Annotated in this window: 13 protein-coding genes and 1 tRNA gene; 3 read left to right on the plus strand and 11 right to left on the minus strand. The window is 70.9% G+C overall.

Annotation, left to right across the window (positions count from 1 at the left end; translation table 11 throughout):
* Window positions 1-78: 78 nt before the first annotated feature.
* The 3 genes from HQM25_RS15105 to serS form a co-directional block, all read right to left on the minus strand.
* Window positions 79-163: transfer RNA gene (locus tag HQM25_RS15105), tRNA-Ser, on the minus strand.
* Window positions 164-315: 152 nt separating this feature from the next.
* The gene (locus tag HQM25_RS15110; RefSeq protein ID WP_172990974.1) at window positions 316-1224 is read right to left on the minus strand and encodes an HAD family hydrolase; all 909 of its coding nucleotides are present in this window, start codon (window positions 1222-1224) and stop codon (window positions 316-318) included.
* Entirely contained in the window at window positions 1221-2495 is a 1275-nt protein-coding gene (gene serS / locus HQM25_RS15115) for a serine--tRNA ligase (RefSeq protein WP_172990975.1), read from the minus strand. The genes HQM25_RS15110 and serS overlap by 4 nt, the downstream gene beginning before the upstream one ends.
* Before the next feature lie 71 nt (window positions 2496-2566).
* Here serS and HQM25_RS15120 point away from each other — a divergent pair, with 71 nt between their 5' ends.
* Window positions 2567-3601: a diacylglycerol/lipid kinase family protein gene (locus HQM25_RS15120; protein WP_172990976.1), complete on the plus strand. Its 1035-nt coding sequence runs from the start codon at window positions 2567-2569 to the stop codon at window positions 3599-3601.
* 85 nt (window positions 3602-3686) lie between these two features.
* Here the strand turns inward: HQM25_RS15120 and HQM25_RS15125 are convergent, their stop codons facing one another.
* The 5 genes from HQM25_RS15125 to HQM25_RS15145 form a co-directional block, all read right to left on the minus strand.
* Window positions 3687-4670: a carbohydrate ABC transporter permease gene (locus HQM25_RS15125; protein ID WP_217275158.1), complete on the minus strand. Its 984-nt coding sequence runs from the start codon at window positions 4668-4670 to the stop codon at window positions 3687-3689.
* Window positions 4667-5632, minus strand: a complete 966-nt coding sequence (locus HQM25_RS15130; RefSeq protein WP_172990977.1) for a carbohydrate ABC transporter permease — start codon at window positions 5630-5632, stop codon at window positions 4667-4669. Before HQM25_RS15130 ends, HQM25_RS15125 begins: the two co-directional genes overlap by 4 nt.
* On the minus strand, window positions 5629-7002 hold the full coding sequence (locus HQM25_RS15135) for an ABC transporter substrate-binding protein (protein WP_172990978.1): 1374 nt from the start codon (window positions 7000-7002) through the stop codon (window positions 5629-5631). The genes HQM25_RS15130 and HQM25_RS15135 overlap by 4 nt, the downstream gene beginning before the upstream one ends.
* A 31-nt stretch (window positions 7003-7033) precedes the next feature.
* On the minus strand, window positions 7034-8809 hold the full coding sequence (locus tag HQM25_RS15140; RefSeq protein ID WP_172990979.1) for a glycoside hydrolase family 13 protein: 1776 nt from the start codon (window positions 8807-8809) through the stop codon (window positions 7034-7036).
* A 484-nt stretch (window positions 8810-9293) separates the two neighbouring features.
* On the minus strand, window positions 9294-10301 hold the full coding sequence (locus HQM25_RS15145; RefSeq protein WP_172990980.1) for a LacI family DNA-binding transcriptional regulator: 1008 nt from the start codon (window positions 10299-10301) through the stop codon (window positions 9294-9296).
* Between the two features lie 224 nt (window positions 10302-10525).
* Between HQM25_RS15145 and HQM25_RS15150 the strand changes: the two genes are divergently transcribed.
* Window positions 10526-11893, plus strand: a complete 1368-nt coding sequence (locus HQM25_RS15150; protein ID WP_172990981.1) for a cryptochrome/photolyase family protein — start codon at window positions 10526-10528, stop codon at window positions 11891-11893.
* Window positions 11894-11961: 68 nt separating this feature from the next.
* On the plus strand, window positions 11962-13050 hold the full coding sequence (locus tag HQM25_RS15155) for an LLM class flavin-dependent oxidoreductase (protein WP_172990982.1): 1089 nt from the start codon (window positions 11962-11964) through the stop codon (window positions 13048-13050).
* Window positions 13051-13053: 3 nt separating this feature from the next.
* Here the strand turns inward: HQM25_RS15155 and HQM25_RS15160 are convergent, their stop codons facing one another.
* The 3 genes from HQM25_RS15160 to HQM25_RS15170 are packed head-to-tail and all read right to left on the minus strand — an operon-like array spanning window position 13054 to window position 14887.
* The gene (locus HQM25_RS15160) at window positions 13054-13500 is read right to left on the minus strand and encodes a pyridoxamine 5'-phosphate oxidase family protein (protein ID WP_172990983.1); all 447 of its coding nucleotides are present in this window, start codon (window positions 13498-13500) and stop codon (window positions 13054-13056) included.
* Between the two features lies 1 nt (window position 13501).
* On the minus strand, window positions 13502-14461 hold the full coding sequence (gene pheA, locus HQM25_RS15165; protein ID WP_172990984.1) for a prephenate dehydratase: 960 nt from the start codon (window positions 14459-14461) through the stop codon (window positions 13502-13504).
* Between the two features lie 39 nt (window positions 14462-14500).
* On the minus strand, window positions 14501-14887 hold the full coding sequence (locus HQM25_RS15170) for an Ig-like domain-containing protein (RefSeq protein ID WP_172990985.1): 387 nt from the start codon (window positions 14885-14887) through the stop codon (window positions 14501-14503).
* Window positions 14888-15021: the final 134 nt, after the last annotated feature.

Raw genomic sequence — 15021 nt, forward strand, 5'->3', positions numbered from 1 at the left:
CCTGGCGTGCGTGGTCGTCTCGTTCACAGGGCCTCTCAGGGGTCAAGATCTCTGGGGTCCCCCGACCCGTTGCATGAGCGGAGGGTGTGGGATTCGAACCCACGGGACATTGCTGCCCACTGGTTTTCAAGACCAGGTCCATCGGCCGCTCGGACAACCCTCCCGACGGGATGCCGGAGCATCCGTCGAACAAGCGTCGAGTCTAGCCGACAGCACTGCCGAGCCATTCTTCCAACGGCATCTGTGGGTGACCTGAACGGCGCGCCGATCGCCTTTCGAGCCCGACGGACCGCTGAAGCGTGCGGTTGCGGGCCGTCAGAGCGCGCGCAGCACCGCCGCGACCCCGCCCGCCTCGACCGACGCGGTCACCTCGCCCGCGGCATCCCGGACCTCCTGCGGGCCCTGAGCCATCGCCACCGCACGACCGCCGTTGTCGAGCGCCCAGCGGAACATGCCGACGTCGTTGCGGCCATCGCCGATCACCAGCACGTGGGCGGGGTCGATGCCCAGCTCGGAGCGCACGATCTCGAGCCCTGTGCTCTTGTCGACGCCCATTGGGGCGATGTCCAGCCATGCGGTCCAGCCGACGGCATACGAGACCTGGTTGAGGCCGATGCGCGAGACGAGCTCGAGGAAGTCGTGCTCCCCCTGCTCGGGCGCGACGACGACGACGCGGCAGACCGGCTGCGCCGACAGCTCGGCGAACTCGACGCGGCGCGCCTGGTGGAGGTTCCAGTCGTCGAGGTACTCGGTGTAGAGGCGTCGTCCGTCGGGAAGCTCGACGAGGTACCGGGCGTCGGGGAGATGCTCGCGCAGCAGAGTGAGCACTTCGTGGGCGTCGAAGGTCTCGACGTGGTCGCGCTCGTATCGCAGCTCCGCGGCATCCACTCGCTTGAGGACCACCGCCCCGTTGGAGCACACCACGTACTCGGGCGCGATGCCGAGCACACGCAGGATGCCGCGCGTGCCCTCCCAGCTGCGACCGGTGGCGATCATCACCTCGTGCCCGGCGCGGTGCGCGTGCTCGACGGCTTCGACGACGCCGGGGCTCAGCGACTCGTCTTCGAGCAGCACCGTGCCGTCGATGTCGAGCACGATGAGCAGGCGCTCGGTGGCGACGGAGGGATCCTCGGTCTCCCGCGCCACTCGCTCGACGATCTTCGCGGCCTTCTTCTGGCCGACGACCTTGATGCTGCCGGTGGGCGGGAGATGAGGTTCGGTCACGCGATAGGCTCCATCACTTCCAGGCCGCCGAGGTAGGGCCGCAGCACCTCGGGCACGGTCACCGACCCGTCGGCGCGCTGGTGGGTCTCCAGCATCGCCACGATCCACCGCGTGGTGGCGAGCGTGCCGTTGAGGGTCGCGACGTGCTGCGTCTTGCCGCCCTGATCGGCGGGCAGCCGGTGTCGGATGTCGAGCCGGCGCGCCTGGTAGGTGGTGCAGTTCGACGTGCTCGTCAGCTCGCGGTACGAGCCCTGGGTGGGCACCCACGCCTCGACGTCGTACTTGCGCGCGGCGCTGGACCCCAGGTCGCCGGCGGCGACGTCGATGACGCGGTAGCTGAGGCCCAGATCCTGCAGCATGCCCTCCTGGAGGGCGACGAGGCGCAGGTGCTCGGCCTCGGCGTCTTCGTGCGTCGTGTAGACGAACATCTCGAGCTTGTTGAACTGGTGCACGCGGATGATGCCGCGGGTGTCTTTGCCGTACGAGCCGGCTTCGCGCCGATAGCACGTCGACCAGCCGGCGTAGCGCTTCGCGCCGCCGCCGAGGTCGAGGATCTCGTCCATGTGGTAGCCGGCGAGGGGCACTTCGCTGGTGCCGACCAGGTACAGGTCGTCCTCTTCGAGGTGGTACACCTCGGCGGCGTGCTGGCCGAGGAATCCGGTGCCGCGCATCACCTCGGGACGCACGAGCGTCGGCGGGATGAGCGGGGTGAAGCCCGCCTGCAGGGCCCTGTCGAGCGCGAGCGTCATGATCGCGAGCTCGAGCCGGGCGCCGATGCCGGTGAGGAAGTAGAACCGGCTCCCCGAGACCTTGGTGCCGCGCTCCATGTCGATGGCGCCGAGCTTCTCGCCGAGCGCAAGGTGGTCGAGCGGCTCGAAGTCGAATGCGGGCACCTCGCCGTGGGTGCGGAGGGTGACGAAGTCGTCCTCGCCGCCGGCCGGCACACCGTCGATCACGATGTTCTCGATCTTCGAGAGCGCCTCGCTCGCCGCCTCCTCGGCAGCGGTGACCGCGTGCTGGGCCTGCTTCACCCGCTCGCTGAGCTGCTTGGCCTCGGCCACGAGTGCGGCCTTCTCCTCCTTGGGCGCCTGCGCGACCTTCTTGCCGTGCGCGTTCTGCGCGGCGCGCAGCTCTTCGAACGTCGTGATGGCGCCGCGGCGGTCGCGGTCGGCGGCGAGGGCGACGTCGACGGTGTCGGCAGACTCGCCGCGCGCCTCCTGCGAGCGCTTGACCAGCTCGGGATTCTCGCGAAGAAGGACGGGATCGATCACCCGTCAATCCTAGTCGCGCCGGATTTCCCGGCATCCCGCCCGCTCAGGGCCCGCGGCAATAGGGTGTACGCATGACGAAGGCCCCCTCCCCCGACAGCAGCAAGCCGTCGCCTCGGGGGCAGGGCGGAGCGGCGCGTGCCGCCCTCGTCTACAACCCCACGAAAGTGGATGCCGCAACCCTGCGTGCCGCCGTCGAGAAGGCGTCGGCCAGGGCAGGGTGGGCCGAGCCGCTCTTCTACGAGACGCGCGTGGAGGACCTCGGCGACGGCGTGACCCGCGAGGCGCTGGATGCCGGCGCCGACGCCGTGCTCGTCGCCGGCGGCGACGGCACCGTGCGCGCGGTCTCCGAGGCCATGAGCGGTTCGGGTGTTCCGCTCGCGATCGTGCCGAGCGGCACCGGCAATCTCCTCGCCCGCAATCTCCGGCTCCCCCTCGTGAATCGCGACGCGATGATCGCGGCGGCGTTCGACGGCGACCGCGTCGCCATGGACGTCGGCTTCGCAGAGATGGCGCGACCCGACGGCTCCAGCGAGGAGCGCGCGTTCGTGGTCATGGGCGGAATGGGGCTGGATGCCGCGATGATCGCGAACACCAACCCGGCCCTCAAGAAGCAGGTGGGCTGGGTGGCCTACGTCGACGGCGCGGCGCGTTCGCTGCCGAACGCGAAGCCGTTCCGGGTGATGTACCAGCTTCCCGGCCATCGCCTCCACACCACCCGCGTGCAGAGTGTGCTGTTCGCCAACTGCGGCAAGCTGCCGGCGGGGCTCGACCTCATTCCGGAGGCGTCGATCTCCGACGGCGCCCTCGACGTGGTGATCTTCCAGCCGAAGGGACCGCTCGGCTGGGTGCTGGTGTGGCGACGGGTCGCGTGGGACAACTCCGTGCTGCGGCGCTTCCGCGCCGGCCGTCAGGTGCTCTCGCTGCGCACGAAGGACAGCTCGGTGCGCTACCAGCGCGGGGCCGGCATCGAGGTCGCTGCGTCGGAGGGAAAGCCGGTGCAGCTGGACGGCGACGAGTTCGGGCTGGCGGTGCGGGTGCGTGCCCGCGTCGAGCCGGGCGCGCTGCTGGTGGCCCTGCCCAAAGGCCACGACGTCTCGCGCCTCTGACCGCACGTCAGGCCGCTCGACTGTCGCAATCGGCCGGATGAATGGCCGATCGTGACAGCGGAGCGGCAGGACTCTGCCTGACCGGTCAGCCCTTCACCGCTCCCCCGAGACCGGCCGAGCGCAGGAACACCGACTGGAACACCAGGAACATCGCGATCGGGATGAGCGTCGCGATGGCGAGCGCGGCGAGGAACACGTCCAGTTCGGTCTGACTCTGCACGTCGGGAAGGCGCACCGACAGCGGCTGCACCGCCGGGTCGGGCAGCACGAGCTTCGGCCAGAGATAGTCCTTCCACGCCGCGATGATGGCGAACACCGACACCACGCCGAGGATCGGCTTCGACATCGGCAGCACGATCGACCAGAACAGCCGGAACGGTCCCGCCCCGTCGGTCCTGGCTGCCTCGAAGATCTCCCTCGGCAGATTGTCGAAGAACCGCTTCACCAGCAGGATGTTGAACGCGTTGGCGGCCATCGGCAGCCACACGGCCGCGTAGGTGTTGAGCATGCTCGCGTCGCGACCGAGCAGGGGCGGCGACACGATCGTGAGATAGAGCGGCACCAGCAGCACGATTCCCGGGATGAAGAGGGTCGCGAGCACGAGGGCGTTCAGCACCGGCGCGTACTTGGGCCGCAGCACCGACAGGGCGTAGCCGCCGGTGGTCGCGACGAACAGCTGCGTGAGCCAGGCGCCGGCGGCGATCACGATCGTGTTGAAGAAGTACTGATCGATGTGGATGTCATTCCAGGCCGTCGACAGGTTCGCCCAGTCGATGCCGTTCGGCCACAGCGCGAAGGGCTGCTGGATGGTGTCCTGCGTCGGCGTGATCGCCGCCTTCGCCAGCCACAGCACCGGGCCGAGGCCGGCCACCACCAGCGAGACGAAGAGGAACACATGCACGGCGGCCATGCCGAATCGGGTCCCCGGCCGACGGTGCTCGGAATCGGAGATCACCGTGCGCTCGGCATCCACCAACTCCCGCCGCGCGGCGGACCGGCGCGTGCGCAGGTCGGCGAGCAGTCCGCGCATCCCCTCCTTGCGCTGGGCGTTCTCGATCGAGGTGGTCATGAGGTGCTCCAGCGGTTGGTGAGGCGGAAGTACACCCACGACAGCAACGCCAGCACGATCGCCAGCAGCACCGAGACCGCCGTGGCCTCGCCGTAGTCGCCGCCGAGGCTGTTCCGGAACGCCTTGTCGTAGATGTAGAGGAGGATCGTGCGGGTGGCGCCGGCGGGCCCGCCGCCGGTGAAGAGGAAGGGCTCCAGGAACACCTGCGCGGTGGCGATCACCTGCAGGATGAGCATGATGAAGAGGATGCCGCGCAGCTGCGGCAGCGTGACGTGCCACACCTTGCGCCAGATGCTGGCGCCGTCGACCTCGGCCGCGTCGTAGAGCTCGGGCGGCACGCTCAGCAGCGCCGCGAGGTAGATGATGATCGACCCGCCGGCTGCTGCCCAGGTGGCCTCGAGCACGAGGGAGGGCATCGCCTGCACGGCGGAGGAGATCCACGGCTGCGGCGGGATGCCGACCCACCCGAGCACCGTGTTGAACACGCCGGAGGGGTCGGCGCTGTAGAAGAACTTCCACAGGAGCACCGCGACCACCGGCGGGATCACGACCGGAAGGTACGCGAGCGCCGAGTACAGCCCCTTGCCGCGGCGCACCTCGCTCATGAGCACGGCCATCGCCAGCGGCAGCGGAAAGCCGAACAGCAGCGCCAGCACTGCGAAGTACACCGTGTTGATCACCGCGCGGCCGAGCAGCGGGTCGCCGAGCACCGCGATGTAGTTGTCGAACCCCACCCACTCCGAGACGATCAGGTTCGTCTTCTGCAGGCTCATGATCACCGACTGCACGATCGGCGACCACGAGAAGAAGAAGAACACGAACACCATCGGGGCCACGAACAGCAGGTTCGCCAGGCCTCCGCCTCGCAGCCACGTCAGCGGCGTGCGGCGAGGGCGACGGGCGGGCGGAGCGGGCGGCGGGGTGGATGCCGCCGCCGCCCGCTCCGGAAGGGTGGCCGTCACTGGTCGAGGATCGCCTGCGCGTCGGACTGCGCCTGGGACAGCAGGGCGTCGATGTCGGCGTTCTCGTCGGTGAGCACCGCCTGCACGACGGGGTCGAGCAGCGCGTACACCTCCTGCGTCGACTTCTTCGGCTCGCCCACGGGGGTCTGCTCCCAGATCGTGTCGGTGAACGGCGCCATCTGGTCGCGCGGCACGTTGATGTACGGCTCGATCCAGGTGAGCGACTCCTCGTACAGCTCCCGGCTGAGCACCGGCAGCAGCGGCGTGCCCACGGCCTGGTCCGATTCGCTCAGCGTCTTCGCGTCGGCGACCGCGGCATCCTCGTTCATCAGCTTCTGCATGTAGTACCAGTCGATCCACTCGACGGCGGCCGCCTTGGTCGCGTCGTCGACGGTCGGGCTGATCACGGCGATGTCGCCGCCGCCCAGCGTGCCCGGGTCGTCGCCCTCGATGGGCACGGTGCCCAGGCCGTAGATGTCGGGGCTCATGCCGAAGTCGCGCACGAGAGCGGTGTACACGTCGGAGCCCGACGTGTACATGCCGATGTTGCCGGCGGCGAACTCCTGGTTGATCGTGCCCCAGTCGAGGTCGATCTTCGAGCCGAACGAGTCGTCCTCGAAGCGCAGCGCATGCAGGAACTCCAGCGTCGAGCGGGTGCCGTCGTTGTCGATGGTCGACTGGGCGCTGCCGTCTTCGGCGTCCATCTGCGTGCGACCGCCGCGGGCGACCGTCTGCGCGGTGAGCTGCCAGCCGCCGGTGTTGTTGATCGCCATCTGCGCGTAGCCGGCCTTGCCGGTGGCGTCGTGGATCTGCTTCGCGTACTCGCGCACCTCGTCCCATGTGGTCGGCGGGCTGTCGGGGTCGAGCCCGGCCTGCTCGAACAGGTCGCGGTTGTAGTGGAGGCCCATCGCGTACGCCTGGCGGGGGAAGCCGTAGATCTGCCCGTCGTCGCCGGTCACGCCGTCGAGGACGATGGGGTTGAAGCTGTCGGTGTAGCCGAGCTCCTCCATCTCGTCGGTGACGTCCATGAGCTGGCCGTTCTCGAGCAGCGTCTTGGAGTCGGTGAACGGCACGGTGAACACGTCGGGCAGGCTCCCGCCGGCCAGCTGCACGGCGAACGTCGGGCCTTCCCACTCGTACTCGACGCCGATCACATCGATGTCGGGGTGCTCCTCCTCGAACTGCGCCTCCTGCGCGGCGAAGGCCTCGTAGGCTGCGGCGTCGGCGCCCGGCGGGAACGTCGCCACACGCAGCTCGACTTTCCCGTCGGCGGAGCCGTCGTCGCTGCCGCCGGCGGAGCAGCCGGCGAGCGCTCCGATCGTGACCGCGGCGGTGACGCCGACGAGCAGGACCCTGGCTGGTGACTTCATCGTCTTTCCTTTCGTGGGTGCGGGCGTCGCGTCAGCCTCTCGGCGCGTCGCCCTCGGGGGTGGTGGGCAGGGACGGGATTCGGGATGCCGCGCCGGCCGTCTCCGGCAGCAGTCGCAGCCACACCGCGGCGTTGCCGGGGAGGCGCCCGTGCTCGAGTGCGGTGCTGGCGATCAGCACCTCGGCGCCGGGTGGCAGCGGGATCGACGCGTCGCCGGTGTTGACGATGCACGCAAAGGCGTCGCCGCGGCGGAAGGCGAGCACGTCGGCTGCGGCGGCTGCGGCGGCTGCGGCGGGCGCGGCATCCATCCACTCCAGCGGTTCGTCGCGCAGGGCGACGAGCTCGCGGCGCAGGCGGAGGGCGCTGCGGTAGAGGTGGAGCGTCGATGAGGGGTCGGCCTCCTGGGCCTCGACGGTGAGGGCTCCCCACTCCGCCGGCTGGGGCAGCCAGGGCTTTGCGGCTGAGCCGGTGTCGGCGCTGAAGCCGAAGGGCGGGCGGTCGCCGCTCCAGGGCAGCGGGACGCGGCATCCATCCCGCCCCGGATCGGTGCCGCCCGAGCGGAAGTGCATGGGGTCCTGGATGAGTTCGAGCGGGAGGTCCTCCACCTCGGGGAGGCCGAGCTCGTCGCCCTGATAGATGTAAAGACTCCCCGGGAGGGCTGCCACCAGCAGCGCGGCCGCGCGGGCCCGATGCAGACCCAGCTCGGGGTCGGTCGGAACGCCGAACCGCTTCTTGAGGAACGCGAACGCCGTGTCTTCGCGGCCGTAGCGGGTGACCGGGCGCGTCACGTCGTGGTTGGAGAGCACCCAGGTCGCCGGCGCGTCGACCGGCGCGTGCGCGGCGAGGGTCGCATCGATCGAGGTCCGGAAGGATGCGGCCCCCCAGGGACGGGCGAGGAAGTCGAAGTTGAAAGCCGTGTGCATCTCATCGGGACGCAGGTACGCGGCGAAGCGGTCGATGTCGGGCAGCCAGATCTCGCCCACGAGCACACGGGTGCCCCCGTAGCCGTCGGCGATCGCGCGCCACGAGCGGTAGATGTCGTGCAGCTCGTCGCGGTCCTCGGTCGGATGCTGGCCGGGGCCCTGCTTCTCGCCGACCTCGGGCAGGTCGGGATCCTTGATCAGCAGGGCCGCGGAGTCGATGCGCACACCGGCGACGCCGCGGTCGAACCAGAAGCGCAGGATCTCCTCGTGCTCACGGCGCACGTCGGGGTGGTTCCAGTTGAGATCGGGCTGCTCCGGCGTGAACAGGTGCAGATACCACTCCCCCGGCGTGCCGTCGGGGTTCGCGGTGCGCGTCCATGTGGTGCCCTGGAAGTTCGACACCCAGTCCGTGGGCATCCGGTCGCCGTTCTCGCCCTTGCCCGGGTGGAACCAGAACCGCTCCCGCTCGGGGCTGCCGGGACCCGCGGCGAGCGCCGCCTGGAACCATTCGTGCTGGTCGGAGATGTGGTTGGGGACGACATCGACGATCGTGCGGATGCCGAGGGCGAGCGCCTCCCGGATGAGCGCCTCGGCCTCGCCGAGCGAGCCGAACCGCGGGTCGATCGCGCGGTAGTCCTGCACGTCGTAGCCGCCGTCGGCGAGCGGACTCGGGTACCACGGCGTGAACCAGATCGCGTCGACGCCGAGCTCCTTGAGGTAGCCCAGGCGCGATCGCACGCCGGCGAGATCGCCGGTGCCGTCGCCGCTGCCGTCGGCGAAGCTGCGGACGTAGACCTGGTAGATGACCGCGGACCGCCACCACTGCGGGTCGGCGTCCGACGGCGCGCTGGGGTTCGCGCGTCGGGTGAGGACGTCGGTGTCCACGGCACTCCCTCATCGTTGAAAGGACTCGATGCGTCGAATGTATTCGCGCGCTCGTCATCGCGCAAGTATTGGACTGTTCCCTGCAAGATCACGATTATGCAACGGCGCGAGGCGCCGAGCGCGGCATCCATCGCCTCTCACGCGGCGCGGTGCGCGGCATCCACCCCTCGCCACCGACCGAGAACAGCTGATCCGCCGAGAACAGGACGATGGATGCCGCGCCCGGCCTGTCTCCGCCGGATCACCGGTTTTCGGCAAGGGAATGGCCGGCCCCACCGGCAGCGCGTCGCGCGGCGTCCATCGCCTCTCCCGCAGCGCGGCGTGCGGCATCCACTCCCCTCGCCGGCGGCGCGGCATCCACCCTTCGCCACCGACCGAGAACAGGTGATCCGCCGAGAACAGGACGATGGATGCGGCGCCCGGCCTGTCTCCGCCGGATCACCGGTTTTCGGCAAGGGAATGGCCGGCCCCACCGGCGGCGGGGTCAGGCGGGGAGCGGGCCCGTCGAGGCGCGCAGGACGAGCTCGGGCTCGAAGAGCAGTTCGTCGCCGGCGTCGGTGGTTCCGGCGATCTGGGCGAGCAGCAGCTCGATCACCGTGCGCCCCATCGACTCGATCGGCTGGCGCACCGTCGTCAGCGGGGGTTCGGTGCAGCTCATGAGCGCCGAGTCGTCGAAGCCGACGACGCTCACGTCGGCCGGAACGCGCAGTCCCGCACGCCGTGCCGCCCGCACCGCCCCGAGGGCGAGCAGGTCGCTGGCGCAGACGATCGCGGTGGCGCCGTTCGCGAGCAGCCGCGTCGCGCCGGCCTGGCCCGACTCGAGCGAGTAGAGGCCCCGCACGACCAGCGCGTCGTCCAGCGGCGCACCCAGGCGCTCCAGCAGGGGTCGCGCGGCCGCGAGCTTGCGCTGCGACGGGATGTGGTCGGCCGGGCCCAGCAGCATCCCGATCCGGCGGTGTCCGAGATGGAAGAGGTGCTGCACGGCCTGCTCGGCCGCGGCAAGATCATCGGTCGACACGGTCGCGAAATCCAGCGACGAGATGCGCGCGTTGACCAGCACGGTGGGCAGATGCACCTGCCGCAGCCGCTCGTAGTGGCCGTGCGGCGCATCGGCCTGGCTGTAGTTGCCGCCGAGGAAGATGACGCCCGAGACCTGCTGCGCGAGGAGCAGGTCGACGTAGTCGGACTCGGTGATCCCGCCCGCGTTCTGCGTGCACAGCAGCGGCGTGTAGCCGTTCTGCGTGAGCCCGCCGCCGATGATCTCGGCGAGCGCGGGGAAGATCGGGTTCGACAGCTCGGGCAGCACCAGCCCCACCAGTCGCGCGCGCTCGCCGCGCAGCTTCGTCGGCCGCTCGTAGCCCAGCACGTCGAGCGCCGTGAGCACCGCCTGGCGCGTCGCGTCGGAAACTCCGGGCTTGTCGTTGAGCACGCGACTGACCGTGGCCTCGCTCACTCCGACCTTGCGCGCCACCTCGGCGAGACGCTTCGACATGCGCACAGTTTACGCAAGAACTTGCGCACTCTTGCAAGAGCACCGTACGTGCCTCGCCCGCCGCTGCACCCGCTCTGTCGCCCGCTGCTCCGCTGTCGCAATCGGTTGTGGCGCGCGCAGATTGCGACAGCGGAGCAGCGGAGCAGCGGAGCAGCGGAGGGAAGGTGCTGGACCGCCGTGTCAAGAGGCGGCCGGGTGCGAGGACGAAACGGCAGGATGGGGGGATGCCGTCCCCGTCGATCGTGTGGTTCCGAGACGACCTGCGCCTGGCCGACAACCCCGCTCTGCGCGCCGCGCTCGATCGCGGCGAGCCGGTGATCGCGCTGTACGTGCTCGACGAGGAGTCCTCGGGGGTGCGCGCGCTCGGGGGCGCGGCACGCTGGTGGCTGCACCACGCGCTCGCCGCGCTCGACGAACGCCTCCGCGACCGGGGCGGCCCGCTCGTGCTCCGCCGCGGAGAGGCTGCCCGCGTGATCGCCGAGACGGTGCGGGATGCCGGGGCCGGCGCCGTCTTCTGGAACCGCCGCTACGGCGGACCGGAGCGCGAGATCGACGCCGCCCTCAAGGCCTCCCTGCGCGACGACGGGGTCGAGGTGGCGTCGTTCGCGGCATCCCTCCTCTTCGAGCCGTGGACCGTGAAGACAGGCGGCGGCACGTCGTACGCCGTGTTCACCCCGTTCTGGAAGTCATGCCTCGCGATGCCCGCACCGCGTGCGCCGCTGCCCGAGCCGCGGGATATCCCCCGACCGGCCCGCACCCCCGCCTCCGCCGACCTCGACGAATGGATGCTGCTGCCGCGGCATCCCGATTGGGCGGGCGGCCTGCGGGAGACGTGGGAGCCGGGCGAGCTCGCCGCGCGCCTGCGCCTGCGGGACTTTCTCGCCGATGACCTCGCCGACTACGACCGGGCGCGCGACGAGCCGGCCGCCGGGGTCACCAGCGGACTGTCGCCGCGGCTGCGGTGGGGCGAGCTCAGCCCGCACCAGGTGTGGCACGAGACGCTGTCCTCGCCTGCCGCGCAGCGCCATGCCTCGGCCGCGCAGCGGTTCCTCTCCGAGCTCGGCTGGCGGGAGTTCGCGTGGCACACGCTGTTCCACTTCCCGCAGCTCGCGACGAAGAACCTGCGCCCCGAGTTCGACGCGTTCCCGTGGCCGCGGCTGCGCCCGACGCAGCTCGAGGCCTGGCAGCGCGGTCGCACCGGCATCCCGCTGGTCGACGCCGGCATGCGCGAGCTCTGGCACACCGGCGTCATGCACAACCGGGTGCGCATGGTCGCCGCGTCGTTCCTCGTGAAGAACCTGCTCATCGACTGGCGACGCGGCGAGGAATGGTTCTGGGACACGCTGGTGGATGCCGACGCGGCATCCAATCCCTTCAACTGGCAGTGGGTCGCCGGCAGCGGAGCGGATGCCGCCCCGTACTTCCGCGTGTTCAACCCGCTGCTGCAGGCCGAGAAGTTCGACCCGCAGGGCTCTTACGTCGCGCAGTGGGCACCCGACAGCGCCGAGCGCGAACCGCTCGTCGATCTGAAGCAGACACGGCAGGCGGCGCTCGACGCGTACGAAGAGGTCAAGCGGGCCGCGCGGCGCTGAGCGCGGCATCCCGCCCGCAGCCGCAGGCCCGGGAATACGCCGCCCGTTCACGGCGGTTGTCTTCCGGGATGAGCACTTCCCCCGCCCCGGCCCTGTCCGTCCTCGATCTGGTGCCGGTGCGCACCGGGCAGACCAGCTCCCAGGCGATCGCCGCGTCGCTGGCTCTGGCGGCGACAGCCGACCGGCTCGGGTATCGGCGCTACTGGTTCGCCGAGCACCACAACATGCCCGCGGTGGCCTCGACGACCCCGCCGGTGCTGGTGGCGGCGACGGCCGCCCGCACGACGCGCATCCGGGTCGGATCCGGTGGCGTGATGCTGCCCAACCACTCCCCGCTCGTGGTGGCCGAGCAGTTCGCGGCGCTCGAGGCCCTCGCGCCCGGGCGCATCGACCTGGGGCTCGGCCGCGCGCCCGGATCCGACCCCGTGATCACGCAGCTGCTGCGGCAGAGCGGCACGACCAGCGACGTCGAGCGCTTCCCCGACCACGTGCGCGACATCGCCGCGCTCGTCTCGCCCGAGGGCGCGTCGCTGCGGTTCACCAGCGGCGGCACCTACGACGTGCACGCGACGCCGGCGGCCACGAGCGCCCCGGAGGTCTGGCTGCTGGGGTCGAGCGACTACTCCGCCCAGCTGGCCGCGTCGTTCGGCCTCCCCTACGTCTTCGCGAACCACTTCTCGGGCCAGGGTCTGGAGCGTGCGCTCGAGCTCTACCGCACCCAGTTCCAGCCGACCGAGACGCGGCCGGCGCCGCGCACCTTCCTCACCGTGAACGTCGCGGCCGCGCCCACGCACGACGAGGCCGAGGCGCGCGCCGTGCCGTACCTGCGCTCGATGGCGCGCCTGCGGATGAACAAGCCGCTCGGCCCGTCGGAGACGGTCGAGCAGGCGCTGGCCGGGGCGGACGAGTTCGACGGACTCGGCGCGCAGATCATGGCCGGCGCCCGCGCGGCGTGGTTCGTCGGCACGGGCGAGGAGGTCGCCGCCGAGGTGCGCGCGTTCGCCGCGAAGCACGACGTCGACGAGGTCATGCTCTCGCCGATCGCGGGGGCGTATGAGGCGGAGCCGATGGATGCCGCACCCGGCCGCACCCAGACCCTCGAGCTCGTCGCCGCCGCGCTCGCGCAGCCGGCCGACGCGCCCGTCACCGGGCGGTGACCCTCACCAGGCGATGAGCTTGTGCGGGGTGACCTCGATGACCGTCGAGTAGCCGGCGGCCATCGACTCCATCGTGAGGCCGAGGCGCAGCATCCACTCGCCGTACTTGGCCACGTACGCGGGGCCGATCTGCTCCGCGAGGGCGGTCGACGCGTCGTCGTGCAGCGTCGCGACGCCGCGCAGCACCAGCAGCTGCTCGCCGTCGGCACCCGCCTCGAGGTTGAGTGCCACGTGCGGGTCGGCGCGGAGGTTGCGCACCTTCGCGGTCTCGGGCTGGCTCAGGATGAACGCCTTGCCGTCGCGCCACAGGAACCACACCGGCACGGTGTGCGGGTAGCCGTCACGGCCGATCGTGGCGATCCAGACGACCTGCTCGGCGTCGGACTCCAGCCGCGCGAGAGCCTTCGCGTGCACGGCGTTGCCGGGGTCGAACGCGAACGGCTGGGTCATCTCAGTCCTCCGGCTCTCCGCTGATGATCCCGCGCAGCCAGTCGCGCGCCTCGACGAAGATGTCGTCAGCGTAGCGGTCGTGGTAGTGCACGAGGGTGCGGTCGGCCCGCGGGTAGGAACCCAGGAAGATCACGCGGGGGCTGAACCGGCGAAGTCCCATGAGGGCGTCCGCCATGCGCTCGTCGGCCACGTGCCCGTCGGCGTCGATGACGAACCGGTAGCGTCCGAGCGCGTCGCCGATCGGCCGCGAGGCCAGGAGCGACAGGTTCACGCCTCGGGTGGCGAACTGCTCCAGCATCTCCAGCAGCGCACCGGGGTGGTCGTCGGGCAGCTCCACGATGAGCGAGGTCTTGTCGGCGCCGGTCGGCGGCTGCGGGGCGACCGTGCGGCTGACCAGCACGAAGCGCGTCACCGCGTTGGCGTTGTCGCCGATTCCGGAGGCGAGCAGTTCGAGGTCGTGGTGGTCGAGGATGCCGGGCGGGGCGATCGCGGCATCGGCGTCGCTCGACCCGTCGAGCAGGCCCATGGCGCTGGCGACATTGCTCGCGGCGGGGATGTGCGCGTGGGCGGGGAGGGTGCGGGTGAGCCACTGCAGGCACTGCGCGTACGCGACCGGGTGCGCGGCGATGAGCGACACGTCGTCGAGCGCGGTGCCGGGGCGGGCAACGAGGACGAAGTCGACGGGAACCAGATACTCCCCCACGATGCGCAGGCCCGGGATCGTCGCAAGGGCATCCTGCGCGGTCGAGACGCCGCCGTCGACCGAGTTCTCGATCGCGATCATCGCCGCGTCGGCGCGCCCCTCGACGACGTCGGCGAGCGCTTCGCCGACATTGCGGACGGGCCGCCAGATCTGGCCGCGCGCCTCGGGCACCTGGGCGAGAGCCGCCTCGGTGAACGTCCCGGCCGGCCCCAGATAGCTGTAGGTGCGGCGGGTCGGGGCGTGGGGCTCGGCGGTCACGCGTTTCAGCCTAGCCGGGGCGCGTGAGGACAGCCCGGCTCAGGCGGCGCGTGCGCGCTCGACAGTGACGGCGTGCGTGACGGTGGCGGTGGTGCCGGCGATGTCGCGGACCGTCGCGCGCACGGTGTAGACCCCGTCGGGCAGTCCGCTCGGGATCGTGAACGAGCCGCGGTCGTCGGCGCCCCACAGCGTCTGCGTGCCGAGCGATCTCACCATCACCGTCGAGGTCGCGTCATACAGGTTCGCCGCGATGCGATCGAGCTCCCGCGTGTGCGCGGCCACGAACTCGACGATGCGCGCTCCCGACGGGAGGGTGCGCGCCGAGGCGAGCGTCAGTCGCGGGCGCTCGTGGGTGGCGGCGCGGGCTCGGCGGACGGTGCGGATCGGCGCGGTGTCGGGCACGCGGACGGGGGCGGTGGAGGGCATGACGATGTGACCGTTGTTCGGGGGTGCGGGATCGAGTGGATCGCGGCGGGAACGCCCGCGCGGAGGTCCTCTACCATTCTGAGGGTAGTCCTGTGGTCAGACCATTCACTGTGAGGACGCCGACAGCCCGCCGA

It is taken from the genome of Microbacterium hominis (assembly GCF_013282805.1).
In the GTDB taxonomy this organism is placed as follows: domain Bacteria; phylum Actinomycetota; class Actinomycetes; order Actinomycetales; family Microbacteriaceae; genus Microbacterium; species Microbacterium hominis_B.

Bases quoted from the DNA above. Each gene is read 5' to 3' on its own strand.
- HQM25_RS15120 (WP_172990976.1), top strand. From the start codon at position 2,567: ATGACGAAGGCCCCCTCCCCCGACAGCAGCAAGCCGTCGCCTCGGGGG.
- HQM25_RS15125 (WP_217275158.1), bottom strand. From the start codon at position 4,670: ATGACCACCTCGATCGAGAACGCCCAGCGCAAGGAGGGGATGCGCGGA.
- HQM25_RS15135 (WP_172990978.1), bottom strand. From the start codon at position 7,002: ATGAAGTCACCAGCCAGGGTCCTGCTCGTCGGCGTCACCGCCGCGGTC.
- HQM25_RS15145 (WP_172990980.1), bottom strand. From the start codon at position 10,301: ATGTCGAAGCGTCTCGCCGAGGTGGCGCGCAAGGTCGGAGTGAGCGAG.
- HQM25_RS15150 (WP_172990981.1), top strand. From the start codon at position 10,526: ATGCCGTCCCCGTCGATCGTGTGGTTCCGAGACGACCTGCGCCTGGCC.
- HQM25_RS15155 (WP_172990982.1), top strand. From the start codon at position 11,962: ATGAGCACTTCCCCCGCCCCGGCCCTGTCCGTCCTCGATCTGGTGCCG.
- HQM25_RS15160 (WP_172990983.1), bottom strand. From the start codon at position 13,500: ATGACCCAGCCGTTCGCGTTCGACCCCGGCAACGCCGTGCACGCGAAG.
- HQM25_RS15170 (WP_172990985.1), bottom strand. From the start codon at position 14,887: ATGCCCTCCACCGCCCCCGTCCGCGTGCCCGACACCGCGCCGATCCGC.